Source organism: Paraburkholderia eburnea (genome assembly GCF_002917095.1).
In the GTDB taxonomy this organism is placed as follows: domain Bacteria; phylum Pseudomonadota; class Gammaproteobacteria; order Burkholderiales; family Burkholderiaceae; genus Paraburkholderia; species Paraburkholderia eburnea.
Genome location: NZ_PQGA01000011.1, coordinates 162,230 through 182,464 on the forward strand (window position 1 = coordinate 162,230; position 20,235 = coordinate 182,464).

Here is a 20,235-nt window from a genome sequence, read left to right on the forward strand (position 1 = left end):
TGTCGCGTGCAGCACCTGTGCGCTTTCGCCTGGGATTCTATTGATCCCGTCTGTCGATTCCGCGTCTTCGCGACGTGCCGCGCGCAGGCCGCACCCATGGCCCGACACGCCCCGTACGCAAGGCGCGGCCCGCCTTCCGATTCATCGGAGTGCGCGGGCGTTGCTGATACAATTTCCGGATGACCTATCAAGTTCTCGCACGCAAGTGGCGGCCGAAGGATTTCGCTTCGCTCGTCGGACAGGAGCACGTGGTGCGCGCGCTCACGCATGCGCTCGACGGCGGCCGTCTCCATCACGCGTATCTCTTCACGGGCACGCGCGGCGTGGGCAAGACGACGCTCTCGCGCATCTTCGCCAAGGCGCTTAATTGCGAGACGGGCGTGACGTCGAAGCCCTGCGGTGTGTGTCGCGCGTGCCGGGAAATCGACGAGGGACGTTTCGTCGATTACGTAGAAATGGACGCGGCGAGCAATCGCGGCGTGGACGAAATGGCCGCGCTGCTTGAGCGCGCCGTCTATGCACCGGTGGATGCCCGCTTCAAGGTCTATATGATCGACGAAGTGCACATGCTCACGAATCACGCCTTCAACGCGATGCTGAAGACGCTGGAAGAGCCGCCGCCGCACGTCAAGTTCATCCTCGCGACGACCGATCCGCAGAAGATTCCGGTCACGGTTCTGTCGCGCTGTCTGCAGTTCAATCTGAAGCAGATGCCGGCTGGCAATATCGTCGAGCATCTCACGCATATTCTCGGCGAAGAAAAGGTCGAATTCGAGCAGCAGGCGCTGCGTCTGCTCGCACGCGCGGCCGACGGCTCGATGCGCGACGCGCTTTCGTTGACCGACCAGGCGATCGCCTATTCGGCCAATCAGGTGACGGAAGAGGCCGTGCGCGGGATGCTGGGCGCGCTCGACCAGAGTTATCTGATCCGCCTGATCGACGCGCTGCTCGCGGGCGACGGCGCGCAGGTGCTGGCGATCGCCGATGAAATGGCGCTGCGCAGCCTGTCGTTCTCCACCGCGCTGCAGGATCTCGCGAGCCTGTTCCATCGCATTGCATGGGCGCAGTTTGCGCCGGCGTCGGTGCTCGACGAGTGGCCGGAAGCCGACGATCTGCGCCGTTTCGCCGAGGCGCTGAGTCCTGAGCAGGTGCAGCTTTTCTATCAGATCGCCACGCTCGGACGCAGCGAACTGGGTCTCGCGCCCGACGAATACGCGGGCTTCACCATGACGCTGCTGCGTATGCTGGCGTTCGAGCCGTCGGTTGGCGCGGGTAGCGTGGGCAGCGCGCCTGTGTCAAAGCCCGCAGTAGCGGGTGCGGCTCGCGCGGCGGTGGCCACTTCGGCTGCGAGCGCCGCGCCGGTTGAGCGTGCTGTTGCTCCGAAGGCCGTTGTGCCTGTTGCCGCGCCGCGCGTAGAAGTGCAATCGGACGTGCAAGCGGTCAAGGTCGACGCCGCGCCACCCGTTACGGTTGTCGCTGAAAAAGCCGTCGAACAACCTGCGAGCGCGCCGCAACCGCGCATCGTTCCGCCTTGGGAAGACGACACCGCACCTGCCGCGAGCGAAGCGAAAATCGAAGCAGCTGCGCCGGCTCCGGTCGTTGTTGCGCCTGCTCCCGCTGCGCAACCCGAATCTGCGCCCACGCCCACGCCGTCAGAAACGGCTGCCGAACCCGCAGCAGCGCCTGCGGGACGCCCCGGCGGCGGTGCAAGCGCTGCGCTCGACGTCCTGCGCAACAAGGGCCTGCGGACTTCTCCGGAGCGTGGCGCCCGCGGTGCGGCCACAGCGCCCGCCACGCCTGCCGCGCAGAAGCCCGCCGCGCCGCGCATGGAAGTGAAAGTGCCGACGCCCGACCCCGCACGCCGCGCCGCTGCCGCGCAGCAGGCGCAGGCGCGCCAGCCCGCGCGTCAGGCCAGCGCCTCGCAGGATGCGTCGGGCGCGCCGCCGTGGGACGACATTCCGCCGGACGATTACGTGCCGCTCGGTGCCGACGATGCTTATTTCTCGTCGCCCGATGACGGCTTCGCGCCGTCCTACGATAACGAGCCCGCCGCGCCGCGCGCAGCAGTGTCTGCCGGCGCATCGGGGGCCGTGGTCGACGTGAGCAAGCTGCCGCCGGGCATCCCGCTCGACGCCATCGGCTTCACGGGCGACTGGCCCGCGCTTGCCGCGACGCTGCCGCTCAAGGGCATTTCGTACCAGCTCGCCTTCAACAGCGAACTCACCGCGCTCGACAATGGCGTGCTGAAGCTGAGCGTGCCGGTGCCGCAGTACGCGGAAGCCTCGCAGGTCGCGAAGCTCAAGGCGGCGTTGGCCGACAGCCTTGGCAAGACGGTCGAACTCGATGTGACGGTGGGGCCGGCGCGCCGCACGGCGGCGGCGCTCGACGCCGCCGTGCGCGCCGAGCGCCAGCGCGACGCCGAGCGCGACATCGGCGCCGATCCTTTCGTGCAGCAACTGATTCGCGACTTCGGCGCGAGCATCGTGCCCGGTTCGATCCGGCCGATCGTGCCCGAAGCCGCGCCGGGCGGCGCTCAGGCCGCCCATTGAATTGCGCCGCACGGCGCTTCGGTGCCGTGCGCGCGAGTGACACACCTGAATCACCATGATCCAGAAGGAGCAATGAAATGTTGAAAGGCCAAATCGCCGGGCTCATGAAGCAAGCCCAGCAGATGCAGGAAAACATGAAGAAGGCGCAGGAACAGCTCGCCCAGATCGAAGTCGAGGGTCAGGCTGGCGCCGGTCTCGTCAAGGTCACGATGACGTGCCGTAACGACGTGCGCCGTGTCTCGATCGATCCGAGCCTGCTCGCCGACGACAAGGACATGCTGGAAGACCTCGTCGCCGCCGCGTTCAACGACGCCGTGCGCAAGGCCGAAGCCACGTCGCAGGAAAAGATGAGCGGCATGACCGCCGGTCTGCCGATTCCGCCGGGCTTCAAGATGCCGTTCTAAGGCCCGCGCGCCGCACGGCCTGAACGCTATGCGGCGCCTCGCGCGCGACGGTTCGCAAGACCGCCGCGCGCGTTGTCTTTGCCTGTTCGCTGCGCACGTTTTTTCGCTTCACCACGCTGAATTCGCATGAAACAACCTTCTGCTCTCGCGGCGCTCGTCGAGGCGCTGCGCGTATTGCCTGGCGTCGGGCCGAAGTCGGCGCAGCGCATGGCCTATCACCTGATGCAGCACGATCGCGACGGCGCCGAAAAGCTCGGCCAGGCGTTGCTGTTCGCGACCGATCACCTGAAGCACTGCGAGAAGTGCAACACCTTCACCGAAGCTCAGGTCTGCGAAACATGTCTCGATGAGGAGCGCGATCCCACGCTGCTCTGCGTCGTCGAGACGCCCGCCGACCAGATCATGCTCGAACAGACCATGACCTGGCGCGGCCTGTATTTTGTGCTGATGGGGCATCTGAGCCCGCTCGACGGCATCGGCCCCAAAGAGATTCATTTCGACCGGCTCGTGAAACGCGCCTCGGACGGCGTCGTCAAGGAAGTCGTGCTCGCGACCAACTTCACCAACGAAGGCGAGGCCACGGCCCACTACCTCGGCCAGGCGCTCAAGGCGCGCGGTCTCGCCGTCACGCGCCTCGCGCGCGGCGTGCCGGTGGGCGGGGAGCTGGAATACGTCGATGCGGGCACCATCGCGCGCGCCATGCTCGACCGGCGCTCGATGTAAGGCGACGGCGCGTGTGCAACGCGCCCGACACAAGAAGCAGAAACACCAGGAACAGTTCAGGAGACCCATGAGCGCAGACCGATCCGACGAATCCGCCTCCGCTGCCACGAAAGCGGCCGGTCCGCTTGCGGGCGTGAAAGTGCTCGAACTCGGCACGCTGATCGCGGGCCCGTTCGCGGCGCGTTTTCTCGGCGAATTCGGCGCCGAGGTCATCAAGATCGAAGATCCGAAGGGCGGTGATCCGCTGCGCAAGTGGCGCAAGCTCTGGCCCGAAGCGGGCGGCACCTCGCTCTGGTGGGCGGTGCAGGCGCGCAACAAGAAGTCGGTGACGGTCAATCTGAAGGCCGAAGAGGGCAAGGAAATCGTGCGGCGTCTGGCGAAGGAAGCCGACATCGTCATCGAGAATTTCCGGCCCGGTCTGCTCGAAAAGCTCGGGCTGGGCTATGACGTGCTCTCGAAGGACAATCCCGGTCTGGTGATGGTGCGGCTTTCGGGCTACGGCCAGAGCGGCCCGTATCGCGACCGCCCCGGATTCGGTGCGATCGCCGAGTCGATGGGCGGCCTGCGCCACATCACCGGCTATCCGGAACTGCCGCCGCCGCGCATCGGCATTTCGATCGGCGATTCGATCGCGGCGCTGCATGGTGTGATCGGCGCGATGATGGCGCTCCATCATCGCAACATGAACGGCGGCAGCGGCCAGATCGTCGACGTGGCGCTCTACGAAGCCGTGTTCAACATGATGGAAAGCGTGGTGCCCGAGTACGGCGTCTACGGCATGGTGCGCGAGCGCACCGGCGCGTCGCTGCCCGGCATCGTGCCGTCCAACACCTATGCGTGCCGCGATGGCAGCATCGTGATCGGCGGCAATAGCGATCCCATTTTCAAACGCCTGATGACGGCGATCGATCGCGCCGATCTCGCCAATGATCCGGCGCTGGCGCATAACGACGGCCGCGTGCCGCGCACCGTGGAAATCGACGGCGCGATCGCCGCGTGGCTCGCCACGCGCACCATCGACGAAGCGCTCGATGTGCTCAACGCCGCCGACGTGCCCGCAGGCCGCATCTACAGCGCGGCGGACATGTTCACCGATCCGCAGTTCGCCGCTCGTCAGATGATCCAGCAGTTCCGCTGGCAGAAGCCGGGCGATGCGGACGGAGAGGGGATCGACATCGCGTTGCCGGGTGTCACGCCCAAGCTTTCGGCGACGCCCGGCGACACGCGCTGGCTCGGCCCGGAACTCGGCGAACATACCGACGAGGTCCTGCAATCGCTCGGTTATGACGCGAATCGGATTGCCTCATTGCGCGCGCAACAGATCGTCTAGCGCCACGAAATCAACAAACGCAGCACAAGAAAAAGGCTCGCCGGAAACGGGCGAGCCTTTTTCATTCTGTCCTGCTGATTCAGGAAGCGCCGTTCAAGGCTCGATGATGATCTTGCCCGTCACCTTGCGCGAGGCCATGTCCTTGAACGCCTGTGCCGTATCGGCGAGCTTGTAGCGCTTCGAGACATAAGGCTTGAGCTTGCCTTCGCCGATCCAGCCGACCATCTGCGCGAACGCCGCTGCATTGTTCTGCGGCTCGCGGCGCGCGTAGTCGCCCCAGAACACGCCGACGAGGCTCGCGCCCTTGAGCAGCGCGAGGTTCAGCGGCAGCTTGGGAATCTCGCCGTTCGCAAAACCGACCACGAGATAGCGGCCGCGCCAGCCGATGCTGCGAAACGCCGGCTCCGCGTAGATGCCGCCGACCGGGTCGTAGATCACGTCGGGACCTTTGCCGTCGGTGAGGGCCTTGATGCGCTCGCGCAAATCCTCGGTGCTGTAGTTGATGGTGTCGTCGGCGCCGAAGCGGCGGCATACGTCGAGCTTTTCATCGCTCGACGCCGCGGCGATCACGCGTGCGCCCAGCACCTTGCCGATTTCCACGGCGGCCAGACCCACGCCGCCCGCCGCGCCGAGCACCAGCATCGTTTCGCCAGCCTTGAGTTGCGCGCGATCGACTACGGCGTGATGCGAGGTGCCGTAGGCCAGCGTGAAGGCGGCGGCCGTCGCGAAATCGGCGGCATCGGGCAGCGGCACACAGGCCGACGCGTCGGCGATCGCCTGCTCGGCGAATCCGCCGTTGCCCACATAGGCCACGACGCGCGCGCCCGGCGCGAGCTTCACGCCTGCGCCCGCGGCGCGCACGATGCCCGCGACTTCGGCGCCTGGCGTGAAGGGCAGTTGCGGCTTGACCTGATACTTGTTCTCGATGATGAGGACGTCCGGGAAATTCACGGCGGCGGCTTTCACATCAATCACGACCTGGCCGGGGCCGGGTACGAGATCGGGCAGATCTTCGAGCGTGAGCGTGTCGGGCGGGCCGTACTGGTTGCAGCGAATTGCGCGCATCGTGTCTCCTGTCGTTTTACGTCAGTCATGGATCCGGCTTGAGCATCACAGTGTACGGCAATCCGACGCAATGCGAACGATCGTGCGTTTATTTTCGTGAGGGCGGCGACCTTCCCGGTGTGCTCCGAAAGAATGTAGGAATGTGCCGTGCATACCGTCGTAAAGTGCGTCGTCATAAGCCGTAGGAGGGCACTCTGCCTGTCGTTCGTCTGCCTTCTTTCCTCGGTTACAATCGGCTGATGCGAATACTACTCAGCAACGACGACGGCTATCTCGCGCCCGGCCTCGCCGCGCTCTACGAAGCGCTCAAGCCGCTTGGCGAGATCACGGTGATGGCGCCCGAACAGAACTGTAGCGCCGCATCGAACTCGCTCACGCTATCGCGCCCGCTTTCGGTGCTGCGTTCGGCGAGCACCGGTTTCTACTACGTCAACGGCACGCCCACGGACTCGGTGCATATCGCGCTGACGGGCATGCTCGACCATCGGCCCGATCTCGTGGTGTCCGGTATCAACAACGGCCAGAACATGGGCGAGGACACGCTGTACTCGGGTACGGTCGCCGCGGCCACCGAAGGCATCATGTTCGGCGTGCCGGCCATCGCGTTCTCGCTCGTCGATAAGGACTGGGTGCACCTCGACGACGCCGCGCGCGTGGCCGCCGACATCGTCGCGCATTACCTCGCCAACCCGCTGCCGGGCAATCCGCTGCTGAACGTCAACATCCCGAACCTGCCTTACGGGCAGATGGGCGAGTGGCGCGTCACGCGACTCGGCAAGCGTCATCCTTCGCAGCCGGTGATCCGCCAGACCAATCCGCGCGGGGAGCCGATTTACTGGATCGGCCCCTCGGGCAGCGCGCGCGACGCGAGCGAGGGCACGGATTTCCATGCGGTGTCGAACGGCCAGGTGTCGATCACGCCGCTGCAACTCGATCTGACACACACGCAGATGTTGCCGGCGACGCACGAATGGGTGCGCCAGGGCGGCAGCGCTTCATGACGGGCGAGCGTACCAAGCGTTTTCCGCTCGGCCTCGCGGATCTCGTTCGGGAGCCGCGTCGGCGCGACGACGCGCGCCCCGGCGAGGCGCGCGCGACGCCTTCGGCCAAGCCCGTTGCGAAAGTCGCGGTAAAGGTCGCAGTCAAGGGCACGGCAAATGCTCAGTCGCCCGGCGCGCGATCGTCCGCGATCGGCTCGACGGCCAATGCGCATGCTGTGAAAGCCGCGAAAGCGCCAGGCGTGCCGCATACCGCCGCGTCGCCCGCGCGCAAGTCCGCTTCGCCCCGCGCCGATCTTCCCGGCCGTGCCGCTCAAACGTTTTCGCCGGCCGCGACGAAGCCGCTCCCTGCGGGCGCAAGGAACGCGCAGACGCGCCCGGTCACTGTGCCGCGTCCCGGCGTGACGCCTGGTACGGGTGCGCCGGGCGTCGCCCTGAACGGTGCACTCGCGCTGACTTCGGAACGGGTTCGCGAACGCATGGTCGAACGCCTGCGTGCCAACGGTGTGACCGATCCGCGCGTGCTTCAGGCGCTCGCGGCCGTGCCGCGCCACATGTTCGTCGATCCTGGCCTCGCGGCCCAGGCCTACGAAGATGCGGCGTTGCCGATCGGCCATCACCAGACCATCTCGAAGCCGTCGGTGGTCGCCCGCATGCTGGAACTCGCGGGCGCGGGCCGTGAACTGGAACGCGTGCTTGAAATCGGCACGGGCTGCGGCTATCAGGCCGCGGTGCTGAGCCGGATTGCACGCGATGTGTATTCGATTGAACGCATCAAGCCGTTATACGAGCGCGCAAAGACGAACCTGCGGCCGCTGCGCATCCCGAACATCCGCTTGCACTATGGCGACGGACGGCTCGGTATGCCGTCGGCGGCGCCGTTCGATGCGATCGTGATCGCTGCCGCCGGCTTCGACGTGCCGCAGGCGCTGCTCGAGCAACTCGCCATCGGCGGACGGCTCGTGGCGCCGGTCGCGGAGCAGGACGAAGCGACCCAGGTGCTCACACTGGTGGAGCGCACGGGTCCCGCGCAGTGGCGGGAGTCGAGGCTTGATCGCGTTTTCTTTGTCCCTTTAAAATCCGGAGTGATCTGAAACCGATGAGTATGTTGCGCGCGATGCAAAGAAAACGCCTGAATATCGATTTGACCACGGCCCAACGCAGTGCTTCGGTCATCGCGCTCTGTCTGCTGACGGCTTGCGCGACGCGTCTCGACAACGCGCCCGTCGTGGACCGCACCTCGGCGTCCGGCATGGCCGGCGCACAGCCGCCGGTGCCGCTCGGGCCGCCGCCTCCGGGATATTACCGGGTGAAGCCGGGCGATACTCTCTATAGGATTGCGCTCGAAAACGGCCAGAATTACCGCGACATCGCGACGTGGAACAACCTCGCCAATCCGAACCAGATCGAAGTGGATCAGCTGTTGCGCGTCGTGCCGCCGGGTGCCGGCAACGCCGCTGCCTACACGCCGGGCGTCGTCACCGCGCCGGTGCCGGGTTACGCATCGGCGGGCGCTCAGCCTGGCGCGCAGCCGGGCGCAGCCATGCCGCCGATGATCGGTTCGGGCGCGAACGCGACTTCCGCGCCGTCGGCGAGCGTGCCGCCGCAGACCAGCGGCAGTGACATGAGCGCCGCGCCCGCCGGCAATATCTCGCTGGCGTGGCCGGTACGCGGACCGCTGCTCAATGGCTTCGACGACACCCGCAACAAGGGTGTCAATATTGGCGGGGCGCCTGGCGACCCCGTCAGGGCCGCAGGCGACGGTCGTGTGGTTTATGCCGGAAATGGGCTGCGCGGTTACGGCAATCTCATTATCATCAAGCATGACGCGACGTTCTTGACTGCGTACGCACATAATCGAGCTTTGATGGTAAAAGAGGGAGATGCGGTCACCAAGGGCCAGAAAATCGCCGAAATGGGCAATACTGACTCGGACCGCGTGATGCTGCATTTCGAAGTACGCCGTCAGGGCAAGCCCGTCGACCCACTGAAGTACTTGCCGCCGCAATAAAGCGAGCCGACCATGCCGAAATCGAAGCGCCGTCTGCAGCAATCCGAGTCTGACAGTCAAGCCGCCCAGGTTTCGGTGGACGATGGCGCTGTGCGCGCCGAAGAGGAGGACCTCGATGGCGCGCGCGAGCAGGATGACCGCGAGGAGCGGGACAGCGGCTCGGAAGACGGCGGCGAGCGCGATGGCGCGGAAGCCCAGGAAGCGCCATCCGACGCGGACGATTTCCGCTCCATCCTGCAGGCCGAGCTCACGGCCGACACCATCCAGCATTATCTGAACCGGATCAGCGTGAAGCCGCTGCTCACCGTCGAGGAAGAGCAGCGCTACTCGCGTCTGGCCAAGGCCGGGGAGTTCGAGGCGCGCCAGGTGATGATCGAGCGCAATTTGCGCCTCGTCGTTTCGATCGCCAAGGGCTATCTGAATCGCGGCGTGCCGCTGCTCGACCTGATCGAAGAGGGCAATCTCGGCCTGATGCACGCGATCGAGAAGTTCGATCCCACGCGCGGCTTCCGTTTTTCGACCTACGCTACCTGGTGGATCCGTCAGAGCATCGAGCGCGCGATCATGAACCAGGCGCGCACGGTGCGCCTGCCGGTGCACGTGATCCGCGAACTCAACCAGGTGCTGCGCGCCAAGCGCCATCTGGAGAAAAATTCGCTGAACGCCAATGCGGCGTCCGAGCGCCGCGACGCGAGCATCGACGACATCGCCTATCTCACGGGCAAGACCACCGAGGAAGTCACCGACATCCTCGCGCTCAACGAACATACCGCCTCGCTGGATGCGCCCCTCGATCTCGACCCGGCAAGCAGCCTGCTCGATCTGCTGTCGGACGATCAGAGCCAGTCGCCCGATGCCGAAGTGCAGCACCGCGAGCTGGAAACGCTCACGCGTGCCTGGCTGGGGCGGCTGTCGGACAAGCATCGCCATGTCATCGAACGGCGTTTTGGCCTGAACCATATCGAGCCTGCCACGCTCGAAGAGCTGGCCGACGAAATGGGCCTCACCCGCGAGCGCGTGCGGCAAATCCAGCAGGAAGCGCTGGTGCGCCTCAAGCGCTTTTTCGCCTCGAACGGCGTGCGCAAGGACGCCGTTCTGTAAAAATACGCCGCTTTTTTCAACGCCAACCCGGCGTTCATCTGAATGACTGCACCCGTACTCGTATTCGACATCGAGACCATTCCCGATGTCGACGGCATTCGCCGTCTCGAAGATCTGCCCGCCTCGCTCACCGACGCCGAAGTGGCCGAGCACGCGTTTGCCGCGCGCCGCGAGAAGACCGGCAGCGATTTCCTGCCGCATCATCTGCAACGCATCGCCGCGATTTCCTGTGTGTTCCGCGATGGCCAGGGCTTTCGCGTGCGCTCGCTCGGCACGCCCGGCGACGGCGAGGCGAAGCTGATCGACTCGTTCTATCGCACCATCGAAAAGTACACGCCGCAGCTCGTGTCGTGGAACGGTGGCGGCTTCGACCTGCCGGTGCTGCACTATCGCGCGCTCGTGCATGGCATCCGCGCGGTGCGCTACTGGGAACTGGGCGAGGAAGATCGCGAGTTCAAGTGGAACAACTACATCAGCCGCTATCACTCGCGTCACACCGACCTGATGGATCTGCTGGCGATGTACCAGGCGCGCGCCAACGCGCCGCTCGACGCGCTCGCGAAGCTGTGCGGCTTTCCCGGCAAGCTCGGCATGGACGGCGGCCAGGTGTGGACGGCGTTCCAGCAGGGCCGCATCGAGGAAATCCGCAATTACTGCGAAACCGACGTGGTCAACACGTACCTGCTTTACTGCCGCTTCCAGATGATGCGTGGTGGTTTTTCCGAGCGAGAGTACGACGACGAAATCACCTTCGTGAAGCAGACGCTCGCGGGCGAATCGGCGCCGCATTGGGCCGAATATCTGAAGGCGTTTGGCGACGCGGAATAAACGCGGTTTCGCGTGGCGGCTAGCTGAGTTCGAGCACGATCGGCTGGTGATCGGACGCCTGCGTCGCGCCGTCGATTTCGCAGCGCGCGAGCCGGGCGCGCAGGTCCTCGGTCACGAAGACGAAATCGCAGGTCAGCGGTCCGTCCGACCATTGCGCGGTGTCATAGACGCCCGCTGTGGGCGGCGGTGTCGCGCCGGGATGCAGCGTTGTCCAGGCGTCGATGAAGGCGGGGCTGCCCGTCAGCGGATCGAGCATACGCGCATAGGCGGCGCTGCCCCAGGCGCTGTTGAAATCTCCGCAGACGATCGCGCTGACCGGCCGCGCCGTGCGCGCGAACGGGCCCTCGTCGTTTTCGGCGGGCGCGGGTTGCGCCGCATGCGCGGCGGCTTCCTGCTGATAGCGACGCAGCGCCTCCACCTGCGCAAGCCTTTGCCGTTCCGAATAAAACTCCAGATGCGTCACGAGCACGCGCAGCGCGCCGCCCGGCGCGTCGAGCACCGCTTCGAGCGCCACACGCTGCATTGAAGGCGCGGCCGGGTCGGCGGGCCAGGGCAAAAGATGGCGGAAGACCTGCGCGACGGGCAGGCGCGTGGCCAGCGCGTTGCCGAACTGCCGGCGCCTCGCGGGTTTCCCGTCGCGTGCTGCAGCGGGATCGGCCCCCAGATCGGCGCCGATGGCTTCTATCACGGTGAAACCGGGCAGCAGTGCGGCAAGTTCGGCAAACTGATCGTCGCTGGGGCCGCCTGGCAGCGCGTGAAAACCGCGCGTGATTTCCTGCAGACACAGCACGTCGAAATCGGCGAGGCGCTGCGCTTCGTGCACGGTGCGCGCGAGATCCACCCGACCTGCGGCGTCGCGCCCCCATTGAACGTTCCAGCTGACGAGTTTCATGGCCGTGAGCCTCACGTGACTTCGAGTCGCGCACGGCCAACGCCTGCCTCGGGAAGGCGTCAGCGGCGTTGTACCGCGTAATCCGAAGCCTGGTAAGCGATGCCCGGACCGGCTGCCGCGCGCGTCACTGCAAGATTACAGGAGCCACGTTCGCTGGCCACGACAGTCTGATACCGGAAGTACACGGCGAAAGGCACATCGCCGTATTTGCCGAGCGCATACTGGTAGCACTCGTTGCCGTTTTCGCCGCGCATGCGGTCGGGCGGTCCGACGCGGGCGATGACGTCGTTTTGCGACATGCCGTGTTTGACCATCGACATGGTCACTTCCGGGGCCGGAGTGGGCGACGACACACAGGCGCTCAGGCCAAAGGCGGCGAAGAGCGCCACGCAAACCACTTTGTTCATGCTGTTTCTCGGAATCGTGATGAAGGGCTTACCTGTACGCGCGTGGCTCGACGATGCGTATCGGACTATTCCCAAAAGCGTGCTGCCAGGGAATCCGAAACGTCTCAAAACGTCGCGAAACGTCGTGAGGCCGCCGATGGGCGCGCTGCGACGCTCAATCGAAGATCAGGCGCACGACGAGGTAAAGAAGTCCGATCATCAATATCGGGCTGCCGATCAGTGCGGCAGCGACGATATACGACTGGCGCCGGGCGGCGCGCTCGCGCGGTAACGTTTCGAGCAGCGGCGCCAGAAAGACGACGGCAACGCACAGCGCGCCGAGTACGATCACAAAGCCGGTAGCGGAAAAAAGCGTGTCCATGATGTCGGGTCCTTGGCGGCGGCCTTACAGGGCACGTCGCGAGAAACATCGTACTGACGGACGTCGTCAGAGTAGATCGGACTTTTCTGAAAGCGGGGCGATGCGATTGCGAACATGAATGGGGCGAGCGCGCTCGCCTGGTTCTGAAGCGTGCTTGAGGAGGCGCGCGCCGAATCGACTACAATCTCGCCTTCGCCTAAAAAATCCACCCCACTGTCTGTCAGGAATCCGCTGGTGTCCCAAGCCGCCCCCGACCCCCAAGCCGAAGCTGGCCGCGCCGAAGCCGACCGCGCCGATGCCGGCCGCGCCGAAACCGCTGCGGCACTGCCTACGCCCTCGAAAAAGCGCAGCAAGCGCGAGCGCCGCAATGAGAAGCGCACCGCCGTCGAGGCCTCGGTTGCTAATGCCCCGATTCTGGAAATCGAATCCCTCGACATGGAGGCGCGTGGCGTTGGCCGTACTGTCACCGAAACGGGCGAGCCAGGCAAGGTGATCTTCGTCGAGGGCGCGTTGCCCGGCGAACGCGTCACCTATCTGAGCTATCGCAAGAAACCGACGTTCGAGCAGGCCGAAGTCGTGGACGTGCTGCGCGAGAGCGCGATCCGCACGAAGCCGCAGTGTGCCTTCTTCGGCAAATGCGGCGGCTGCTCGATGCAGCATCTGGACGTGCGCGCCCAGATCGCCGTCAAACAGCGCGTGCTCGAAGACAATCTCAAGCACCTTTCGAAGATTCGCGCGGAAACGATGTTCCGGCCGATCCACGGTCCGTCCTGGGGTTACCGCTATCGCGCGCGCCTGACGGTGCGCAACGTGCCGAAGAAGGGCGGCGTGCTGGTGGGCTTCCACGAACGCAAGAGCAGCTACGTGGCCGACATGACGAGCTGCGAGGTGCTGCCGCAGCATGTTTCGGCGATGCTGGTGCCGCTGCGCCATCTGGTCGGCGCATTGTCGATCAGCGACCGCATGCCGCAGATCGAGCTGGCCGTGGGCGCGAGCGTCACGGCGCTGGTGTTGCGCATTCTTGAGCCGCTGACCGCCGCCGACGAGGATCTGCTGCGTGCGTTCGCCGACGAGCACAACGTCCAGTTCTGGCTTCAGCCGAAGGGGCCGGAGACGGTGTTCCCGTTCTATCCGCTCGACAAGCCGCTCGACTACACGCTGCCGGAATTCGACATCCGCATGCCGTTCAAGCCGACCGACTTCACCCAGGTCAATCACCAGATCAACCGTGTGCTCGTGGGCCGTGCGCTGCGACTGCTCGCGCCCGAGCAGGGCGACCGCGTGCTCGATCTGTTCTGCGGCATCGGCAACTTCACGCTGCCGCTCGCGCGCCTGTCGCGCGAAGTGGTGGGGATCGAAGGCAGCGAGCAACTGACGACGCGCGCGCTCGAAAACGCGCGCGCCAACGGCGTGGACGGCCACACGTCGTTCGCGTGCCGCAATCTGTTCGAAGTTACGGCGGACGACATCCGCGCGCTTGGCCATTTCGACAAGTACCTGATCGACCCGCCGCGCGAAGGGGCGCTTGCCGTGTCGCAGGCGCTGGCCGAAATCGCGCAAAGCGGCAATGGCCCGCTGCCGAAGCGTATCGTGTACGTGTCGTGCAGCCCGGGGACGCTCGCGCGCGACGCCGGCGTGCTCGTCAACGAAGCTGGCTATCGTCTCAAGGGCGCGGGCGTGGTCAACATGTTCCCGCATACCTCGCACGTCGAATCGATCGCGCTGTTCGAGCGCGATTAAGCACGACCAGGCGCGTCGGCGGCGACGCCGGCGCGAAAAAAAAGCCACGGACGAAATGCCGTGGCTTTTTGCTTTTGAGTGCATGGCGCGTCTGGTCGAATTCAAATCGAACTCGAATCGCGCTCAGGCGGCCATCACCAGATCTGCCACCAGGACTTCTGCTCCTTGCCGGGGCGTGCGTGACCCGTGATGTACGGGCTGTCCGGGAAGGTCGCGGCCAGCACGCGGCGGGTGTCCTCGGCGAGCTGGGGCTGCTCCAGCTTCTGGTACGACAGGATCATGATGTGCAGTGCGTCTTCGATCGCCGGCGCGCTCTTGTATTCGGTGATCGCGAGCTGCGCGCGGTTGATCGCCGCCACATAGGCGCCGCGACGATAGTAGTAGTCGGCGGCGTGTACTTCGTGCGAAGCCAGCGCGTTGACGATGTAACGCATGCGCTGCGCGGCGTCCGGCGCGTACTTGCTCTGCGGCGACTTGTCGACCACGACCTTGAAGGCGTCGTAGGACTCGCGCAGCGACTTCGGATCGCGCTCGCTCATGTCCTGGCCCGAGAAGCGGCCGAACAGACCCAGATCGTCGTTGAAGTGGATCATGCCCTTGAGGTAGTACGCGTAGGCGATGTCCGGGTGATCCGGGTGCAGCTGGATGAAGCGGTTGATGGCCTGATCGGCGGCGTCGTTCTCGTTATCCTTCCAGTCGCAGTAGGCCACGTTGATCTGCGCCTGCTGTGCGAAATGGCCGAACGGATCGCGGCCTTCGAGCTGTTCGAAGTATTTCGCGCACTTGCCCCAATCGCCGCCGGAGAGCGCGTCCTGAGCCTCCGTATATAATTTGTTGTTGTTCCACGTTGCCGTTTCGTCGGTCTTTTCCGGCAGGCCGTGGCAGGCAGCCACTACGGTGAGCGCGGCGCCGCAGGCGGCAATGCGAAAGACGTTGCCCATCTTGCCGAGCGTTTGCATGTGCGTCGCGCGCAGTGCGTTTCGGGCCGCTGCATTTTTGGCCAGTTTCGTGTTCGTGTTCAAGGCTCGCATTTATCCCAGTCCAGCTTCAGGTCCACAGGTGACCCAGACTCAATGACCCGTTCAGTTATTCCGGGGGCCGGCGCTCCCGGCGCCCAAAACAGCATCAGCGATTATAGCCTGGGCGATGTGCCCGATGCCGGAGCAGCCGATGAGGCGCTTGACGACGACCTGATCGAAGGCGAATCCGTTAGCGATTCGACGCCTGTTTCAGGTCTGTCGCGCACCCGCGTCGCGCGCGAAGATCAGGAGGCGCGCCGCGCCGAAGTGCCCGACGAGCTTGCGGGCGAGCGTCTCGACAAGGTGCTCGCCAGAGTTTTCCCCGAATTCTCCCGTAACCGCTTGCAGGGCTGGATCGAAGCGCAGCGCGTGCACGTGGACGGCAAACCGGCCAAGGTGCGCCAGCCCGTGCCGCTAGGCGCCGTGATCGAACTCGTGCCCGATCTGCTGCCCGAGCAACTGGCGTTTACGCCCGAGCCCGTGCCGCTCGACATCGTCTACGAAGACGACGCCATCCTCGTCATCAACAAGCCCGCCGGCATGGTGGTGCATCCGGCCGCCGGCAACTGGAGCGGCACGATCCTCAACGGGTTGCTGCACCGCTACGGCGAAGCGGCCGCCGGCCTGCCGCGCGCGGGCATCGTGCACCGGCTCGACAAGGAAACTTCCGGCCTGATGGTGGTGGCGCGCACGCTCGAAGCGCAGACCGATCTCGTGCGTCAGTTGCAGGCGCGCACGGTCAAGCGCCGCTATCTCGCGCTGGTGTGGGGCAACATGCCCGACGAAGGCACGATCGACGCGCCGATCGGCCGCGATCCGCGCGATCGTGTCCGCATGGCGGTCGTGAGCGGCGCGTCGGGCAAACCGGCGCGCACGCATTACCGTCGCATCGACAAGACGATCTGGCACCAGCAGCCGATCAGCGCGATTCACTGCGATCTCGAAACCGGCCGCACGCACCAGATCCGCGTGCATTGCGCGCATATCCGTCATCCGCTGCTGGGCGATCCGGTCTACGGTCATGCGCGCGGCAAGCGCTCGGTGGCGGCGCTGCCCGGCGATTTCGCGCGCCAGGCGCTGCACGCGTATCGCCTCGGCCTGATTCATCCGGTGACGGGCCGCGCGATGCAGTGGCGCGCCGAAGTCCCCGACGATATGGACGCGCTGATCGAAGCGCTCGGTTTCGGCGGCGAGGACAACGAGGACAGCAGCGCCTTCGACGAGATGTTCGACAGCGCCTACACGGACGAAGGCTACGTGATCGGCAGCAACGTAGAGGATTACGCGGACGACGAGGACGAGGGCGAAGACCACGATCACGACGATCACGACGGGGACAAGCCCGCATGACGACCTGCCCGGAACTGACTTCCGCCGATCTGCTGCACCCGGAATGGGATGTCGCGCCTCGCGTGCGCGCCATCGTGACGACGCGTAACGGTGGCGTGAGCGCGCCGCCGTTCGGGCGCTGGCAGGCTGGCGCAGGGCAGGGCGTGGACTTGCCGGGCGGGCTGAACCTGGGCCGCATGTCGGGTGACGATCTCGAACACGTCGAGGCCAACCGCGCCCGCCTGCTGACGTACGCGGGCGTGCCCGCGGCCTGGCTCAAGCAGGTCCACGGCCCGGTCGTGGTCGATGCCACCGCGGCGCTGGAAGCCGCGCGCGCCGGCGCGCCGCTCGAAGCCGATGCGTGCGTGACCCACCGGCCCGGCATCGCCTGCACGGTGATGGTCGCCGACTGCATGCCCGTTCTGCTCTGTGACGGCGCGGGCCGGGCGGTCGGCGCGGCGCACGCGGGCTGGCGTGGCCTGGCTGCGGGCGTCATCGAAAAAACGGCGCGGCGCGTGGCGGAGCTTGCGGGTTGCGCCACGAGCGAGCTGCATGCCTGGCTCGGACCGGCCATCGGGCCGACGGCGTTCGAAGTGGGGGCAGACGTGCGTGACGCATTCATGACTCATGCGGTCGCTGTCGACGGTCCACAACGCATCGCCACGGCGGCTACTGACGCTGCCTTCGCGCCGCGCGCCGAAGCGCCGGGCAAGTATTTCGCCGATCTGGGCGCGCTTGCGCGTCTGCGTCTGGGCGAACTCGGCATCACGCGAATCAGCGGCGGCGGCATGTGTACCTTCACCGATCGCGAGCGCTTTTATTCCTATCGACGCGAGCCCGTGACGGGCCGCATGGCCGCGCTTATCTGGCTCGAAGTCTGAGTCAGCCCAAGTTGAACCCCGCAGCTTTTTCGCTGCGGGGCACACGCCCTCACGCCTGCTGTTTGCCGGTTTTTTGCTGCACTGCACAGTTGCTTGCAAGGCACGGCTTTCCATGCGTCACGAATCGGTTCCGCACATTCCTCATTGCACTGCAAGCGCTTGCGCGCACGGCGGTTTTTTCTCGTCGCGCGAATCCTGCGCGTGCGCTGCGCGAGCGTACGCGTGAGCGCATCGGGAAAACGATAATAAAAAAAATATCGCAGTGCGGCAAAATCGGGCACAAGCATTGACACGCTTTGCAGTGGGGAGCAAGAATGTCCCTCACCTACGGGACAGGACGCACCGGGCGCAAGACAGTGGCGCGCCTTGAGCGTTCCACCTGCCTCTCAACCAGTCCTTCGGGACACATCGGTCAAAAGCAGGCATGACGGCATCTCAACGTTCCACGACTCATCCCGGTACGGGCGCTTCAAACGACGGTGCGCAGTCTTTCATTCCGAATTTCACGCCGGACGCCGCCGGCATGCAGCAAATGCTCGACGCCTGGACGCAGGCCTGGCGCAACGCCATGAGCGCCGCGCAGCAATCGGGCGCGCAGCAGTGGGGGGCGATCGGGCAGCCTGGCGCTTTGTGGCCCGGCGTCGCCGGTGCCGTGAACGGCGCTGGCAATCCTGCTCAAGCCGCTCAAGCAGCATTTGCCGCTGCCATGAATCCCGCCGCGATGCAGTCGGCGCTGGGGCAGTTCGGCAATTTCGGTAACCTCGGCGCCTTCGAGGCGTTCAAGCTGCCTTCGGCCACGATCGAGCCGACCCGGCTCCAGCATCTTCAGTCCGAATACTCGCGCGACGCGATGGAACTGCTGCGTGAAGCCTCGGCTGCGCAGCCCAAAGCGCCCGAGCTCAAGGATCGGCGCTTCCATTCGGATGCGTGGCGAGCCACGCCGGCTTATGCCTTCACGGCGGCCTGGTATCTGCTCAACGCGCGTTATCTGCACGAGATGGTCGACGCCATCGACACCGATGCGAAAACACGCGAACGCATCCGTTTCGCCGTGCAGCAGTGGACGGCGGCCGCTTCCCCCAGCAATTTCCTCGCACTGAACCCCGACGCGCAGAACGCCTTGCTCGAAAGCCATGGCGAAAGCCTGCGCCAGGGCGTCATGAATCTGCTCGGCGACCTGTCGCGCGGCAAGATCTCGCAGACCGATGAATCGCGTTTCGTGGTGGGCCGCAATCTCGCGACCACGGAAGGCTCGGTGGTGTTCGAGAACGAACTCTTCCAGTTGATCCAGTACAAGCCGCGCACGGCCACCGTGCGCGAGCGGCCGCTCCTGATCGTGCCGCCCTGCATCAACAAGTACTACATCCTCGACCTGCAGCCCGAGAACTCGCTCGTCGCGTACGCGCTGGAGCAGGGCCAGCAGGTGTTCCTCGTCTCCTGGCATAACGGCGATGCGTCGATTGTCGATAAATCCTGGGACGACTACGTCGAAGATGGCGTGCTGCGTGCGATCGACACCACGCGCAGCATCAGCGGGCGCGAACAGATCAACGCACTCGGCTTCTGCGTGGGCGGCACGTTGCTCGCCACGGCGCTGGCCGTCGCGGCGGCGCGCGGCGAGCATCCGGTTTCGGCGATGACGCTGCTCACGGCGATGCTCGATTTTTCCGATACGGGCGTACTCGACGTGTTCGTCGACGAGGCCCACGTGCAGATGCGCGAGCAGACCATCGGCGGCAAGAATGGCGGCACGCCGGGCTTGATGCGCGGCATGGAGTTCGCCAACACGTTCTCGTTCCTGCGGCCGAACGATCTGGTCTGGAACTACGTCGTCGACAACTACCTCAAGGGCCGCACGCCCGCGGCGTTCGATCTGCTCTACTGGAACAGCGACTCCACGAGCCTGCCGGGCCCGATGTACGCGTGGTATCTGCGCAATACCTATCTCGAGAACAAGCTGCGCGAGCCGGGCGCGCTGACCGTGTGCGGAGAAGAGGTCGATCTTTCGCGCATCGACGTGCCCACGTTCATCTACGGCTCGCGCGAGGACCATATCGTGCCGTGGCGCACGGCGTACGCGTCGGTACCGCTGCTGTCCGGGCCGCTGAAGTTCGTGCTGGGCGCGTCGGGCCACATCGCCGGCGTGATCAATCCGGCCTCGAAGAACAAACGTAGCCACTGGGTTTTCGACGCCGAGGCGAAGCATCTTCCCGAGGAAGCCGACGACTGGTTCGACGCAGCCGAGGAAAAGCCGGGCAGCTGGTGGCCGGTGTGGGCCGAATGGCTCGATCAGTTTGGCGGCAAGAAGGTGAAGCCGCGCGCGCAGGCCGGATCGGCGGAATTCCCCGAGATCGAGCCCGCGCCGGGACGCTACGTGCAACAGCGCGAGTGACCGCCCCGGCGCTAATGAAAGCGCTGATGAAAGCAGTACAGATGCCGTAACAGGTTTTTGGGTTTTTAACATTGACGGGCAAGCATCTCTTGCGACTTCGCGCAGCCCGGAGGAATGGAAAATGACTGACATTGTGATCGTTTCGGCCGCACGCACGGCGGTGGGTAAATTCGGTGGCTCGCTGGCGAAGGTGGCCGCGCCCGAT

General features: G+C 65.4%; 18 protein-coding genes. 13 read left to right on the forward strand and 5 right to left on the reverse strand.

Features of this window, described 5'->3' with window-relative positions:
* Positions 1 to 179: 179 nt before the first annotated feature.
* The 4 genes from dnaX (at position 180) to B0G62_RS20030 (ending at position 5,006) form a co-directional block, all read left to right on the forward strand.
* Positions 180 to 2,549, forward strand: a complete 2,370-nt coding sequence (gene dnaX / locus B0G62_RS20015; protein WP_103705945.1) for a DNA polymerase III subunit gamma/tau — start codon at positions 180 to 182, stop codon at positions 2,547 to 2,549.
* Positions 2,550 to 2,626: 77 nt separating this feature from the next.
* Positions 2,627 to 2,953, forward strand: coding sequence for a YbaB/EbfC family nucleoid-associated protein (locus B0G62_RS20020; protein WP_103705946.1), 327 nt, complete (start codon positions 2,627 to 2,629; stop codon positions 2,951 to 2,953).
* Positions 2,954 to 3,079: 126 nt separating this feature from the next.
* Positions 3,080 to 3,676, forward strand: a complete 597-nt coding sequence (gene recR / locus B0G62_RS20025; protein ID WP_103705947.1) for a recombination mediator RecR — start codon at positions 3,080 to 3,082, stop codon at positions 3,674 to 3,676.
* A 67-nt stretch (positions 3,677 to 3,743) separates the two neighbouring features.
* The gene (locus B0G62_RS20030) at positions 3,744 to 5,006 is read left to right on the forward strand and encodes a CaiB/BaiF CoA transferase family protein (RefSeq protein ID WP_103705948.1); all 1,263 of its coding nucleotides are present in this window, start codon (positions 3,744 to 3,746) and stop codon (positions 5,004 to 5,006) included.
* A gap of 93 nt (positions 5,007 to 5,099) precedes the next feature.
* On the opposite strand, the gene B0G62_RS20035 is transcribed toward B0G62_RS20030, so the two are convergent.
* Positions 5,100 to 6,071, reverse strand: coding sequence for an NADPH:quinone oxidoreductase family protein (locus B0G62_RS20035; RefSeq protein ID WP_103705949.1), 972 nt, complete (start codon positions 6,069 to 6,071; stop codon positions 5,100 to 5,102).
* A 239-nt stretch (positions 6,072 to 6,310) separates the two neighbouring features.
* Between B0G62_RS20035 and surE the strand changes: the two genes are divergently transcribed.
* From surE to B0G62_RS20060, 5 genes are read left to right on the forward strand one after another with little or no spacing between them, the layout of a single operon-like run.
* Positions 6,311 to 7,072: a 5'/3'-nucleotidase SurE gene (surE, locus tag B0G62_RS20040; RefSeq protein WP_103705950.1), complete on the forward strand. Its 762-nt coding sequence runs from the start codon at positions 6,311 to 6,313 to the stop codon at positions 7,070 to 7,072.
* A complete protein-coding gene (locus B0G62_RS20045) occupies positions 7,069 to 8,163 on the forward strand; it encodes a protein-L-isoaspartate(D-aspartate) O-methyltransferase (RefSeq protein ID WP_103705951.1) in 1,095 nt (364 codons plus the stop codon). Before surE ends, B0G62_RS20045 begins: the two co-directional genes overlap by 4 nt.
* Positions 8,164 to 8,168: 5 nt before the next feature.
* Entirely contained in the window at positions 8,169 to 9,080 is a 912-nt protein-coding gene (locus B0G62_RS20050) for a peptidoglycan DD-metalloendopeptidase family protein (RefSeq protein WP_103705952.1), read from the forward strand.
* A 12-nt stretch (positions 9,081 to 9,092) separates the two neighbouring features.
* Positions 9,093 to 10,181, forward strand: a complete 1,089-nt coding sequence (gene rpoS / locus B0G62_RS20055) for an RNA polymerase sigma factor RpoS (protein ID WP_103705953.1) — start codon at positions 9,093 to 9,095, stop codon at positions 10,179 to 10,181.
* 42 nt (positions 10,182 to 10,223) lie between these two features.
* On the forward strand, positions 10,224 to 11,009 hold the full coding sequence (locus B0G62_RS20060; RefSeq protein ID WP_103705954.1) for a 3'-5' exonuclease: 786 nt from the start codon (positions 10,224 to 10,226) through the stop codon (positions 11,007 to 11,009).
* 19 nt (positions 11,010 to 11,028) lie between these two features.
* On the opposite strand, the gene B0G62_RS20065 is transcribed toward B0G62_RS20060, so the two are convergent.
* The 3 genes from B0G62_RS20065 to B0G62_RS20075 form a co-directional block, all read right to left on the reverse strand.
* A complete protein-coding gene (locus B0G62_RS20065; RefSeq protein ID WP_103705955.1) occupies positions 11,029 to 11,901 on the reverse strand; it encodes an endonuclease/exonuclease/phosphatase family protein in 873 nt (290 codons plus the stop codon).
* Positions 11,902 to 11,960: 59 nt separating this feature from the next.
* On the reverse strand, positions 11,961 to 12,308 hold the full coding sequence (locus B0G62_RS20070; protein WP_103705956.1) for a hypothetical protein: 348 nt from the start codon (positions 12,306 to 12,308) through the stop codon (positions 11,961 to 11,963).
* A gap of 154 nt (positions 12,309 to 12,462) precedes the next feature.
* Complete coding sequence (locus B0G62_RS20075) at positions 12,463 to 12,669, reverse strand: hypothetical protein (RefSeq protein WP_103705957.1); 207 nt, start codon at positions 12,667 to 12,669, stop codon at positions 12,463 to 12,465.
* Positions 12,670 to 13,104: 435 nt separating this feature from the next.
* On the opposite strand from B0G62_RS20075, the gene rlmD reads away from it, so the two are divergent.
* Positions 13,105 to 14,409, forward strand: coding sequence for a 23S rRNA (uracil(1939)-C(5))-methyltransferase RlmD (rlmD, locus tag B0G62_RS20080; RefSeq protein ID WP_244193316.1), 1,305 nt, complete (start codon positions 13,105 to 13,107; stop codon positions 14,407 to 14,409).
* A gap of 134 nt (positions 14,410 to 14,543) precedes the next feature.
* Here rlmD and B0G62_RS20085 read toward each other — a convergent pair whose 3' ends face one another.
* Entirely contained in the window at positions 14,544 to 15,350 is an 807-nt protein-coding gene (locus tag B0G62_RS20085; RefSeq protein ID WP_227473409.1) for an outer membrane protein assembly factor BamD, read from the reverse strand.
* Between the two features lie 132 nt (positions 15,351 to 15,482).
* On the opposite strand from B0G62_RS20085, the gene B0G62_RS20090 reads away from it, so the two are divergent.
* The 3 genes from B0G62_RS20090 (at position 15,483) to phaC (ending at position 20,030) form a co-directional block, all read left to right on the forward strand.
* On the forward strand, positions 15,483 to 16,778 hold the full coding sequence (locus B0G62_RS20090) for an RluA family pseudouridine synthase (RefSeq protein WP_103705959.1): 1,296 nt from the start codon (positions 15,483 to 15,485) through the stop codon (positions 16,776 to 16,778).
* Complete coding sequence (gene pgeF / locus B0G62_RS20095; RefSeq protein ID WP_103705960.1) at positions 16,775 to 17,638, forward strand: peptidoglycan editing factor PgeF; 864 nt, start codon at positions 16,775 to 16,777, stop codon at positions 17,636 to 17,638. The genes B0G62_RS20090 and pgeF overlap by 4 nt, the downstream gene beginning before the upstream one ends.
* Before the next feature lie 424 nt (positions 17,639 to 18,062).
* Complete coding sequence (phaC, locus tag B0G62_RS20100) at positions 18,063 to 20,030, forward strand: class I poly(R)-hydroxyalkanoic acid synthase (protein WP_103705961.1); 1,968 nt, start codon at positions 18,063 to 18,065, stop codon at positions 20,028 to 20,030.
* The last annotated feature ends 205 nt before the right edge of the window (positions 20,031 to 20,235 follow it).

Bases quoted from the DNA above. Each gene is read 5' to 3' on its own strand.
- dnaX (WP_103705945.1), top strand. From the start codon at position 180: ATGACCTATCAAGTTCTCGCACGCAAGTGGCGGCCGAAGGATTTCGCT.
- B0G62_RS20020 (WP_103705946.1), top strand. From the start codon at position 2,627: ATGTTGAAAGGCCAAATCGCCGGGCTCATGAAGCAAGCCCAGCAGATG.
- recR (WP_103705947.1), top strand. From the start codon at position 3,080: ATGAAACAACCTTCTGCTCTCGCGGCGCTCGTCGAGGCGCTGCGCGTA.
- B0G62_RS20030 (WP_103705948.1), top strand. From the start codon at position 3,744: ATGAGCGCAGACCGATCCGACGAATCCGCCTCCGCTGCCACGAAAGCG.
- B0G62_RS20035 (WP_103705949.1), bottom strand. From the start codon at position 6,071: ATGCGCGCAATTCGCTGCAACCAGTACGGCCCGCCCGACACGCTCACG.
- surE (WP_103705950.1), top strand. From the start codon at position 6,311: ATGCGAATACTACTCAGCAACGACGACGGCTATCTCGCGCCCGGCCTC.
- B0G62_RS20045 (WP_103705951.1), top strand. From the start codon at position 7,069: ATGACGGGCGAGCGTACCAAGCGTTTTCCGCTCGGCCTCGCGGATCTC.
- B0G62_RS20050 (WP_103705952.1), top strand. From the start codon at position 8,169: ATGAGTATGTTGCGCGCGATGCAAAGAAAACGCCTGAATATCGATTTG.
- rpoS (WP_103705953.1), top strand. From the start codon at position 9,093: ATGCCGAAATCGAAGCGCCGTCTGCAGCAATCCGAGTCTGACAGTCAA.
- B0G62_RS20060 (WP_103705954.1), top strand. From the start codon at position 10,224: ATGACTGCACCCGTACTCGTATTCGACATCGAGACCATTCCCGATGTC.
- B0G62_RS20065 (WP_103705955.1), bottom strand. From the start codon at position 11,901: ATGAAACTCGTCAGCTGGAACGTTCAATGGGGGCGCGACGCCGCAGGT.
- B0G62_RS20070 (WP_103705956.1), bottom strand. From the start codon at position 12,308: ATGAACAAAGTGGTTTGCGTGGCGCTCTTCGCCGCCTTTGGCCTGAGC.
- B0G62_RS20075 (WP_103705957.1), bottom strand. From the start codon at position 12,669: ATGGACACGCTTTTTTCCGCTACCGGCTTTGTGATCGTACTCGGCGCG.
- rlmD (WP_244193316.1), top strand. From the start codon at position 13,105: ATGGAGGCGCGTGGCGTTGGCCGTACTGTCACCGAAACGGGCGAGCCA.
- B0G62_RS20085 (WP_227473409.1), bottom strand. From the start codon at position 15,350: ATGGGCAACGTCTTTCGCATTGCCGCCTGCGGCGCCGCGCTCACCGTA.
- B0G62_RS20090 (WP_103705959.1), top strand. From the start codon at position 15,483: ATGACCCGTTCAGTTATTCCGGGGGCCGGCGCTCCCGGCGCCCAAAAC.
- pgeF (WP_103705960.1), top strand. From the start codon at position 16,775: ATGACGACCTGCCCGGAACTGACTTCCGCCGATCTGCTGCACCCGGAA.
- phaC (WP_103705961.1), top strand. From the start codon at position 18,063: ATGACGGCATCTCAACGTTCCACGACTCATCCCGGTACGGGCGCTTCA.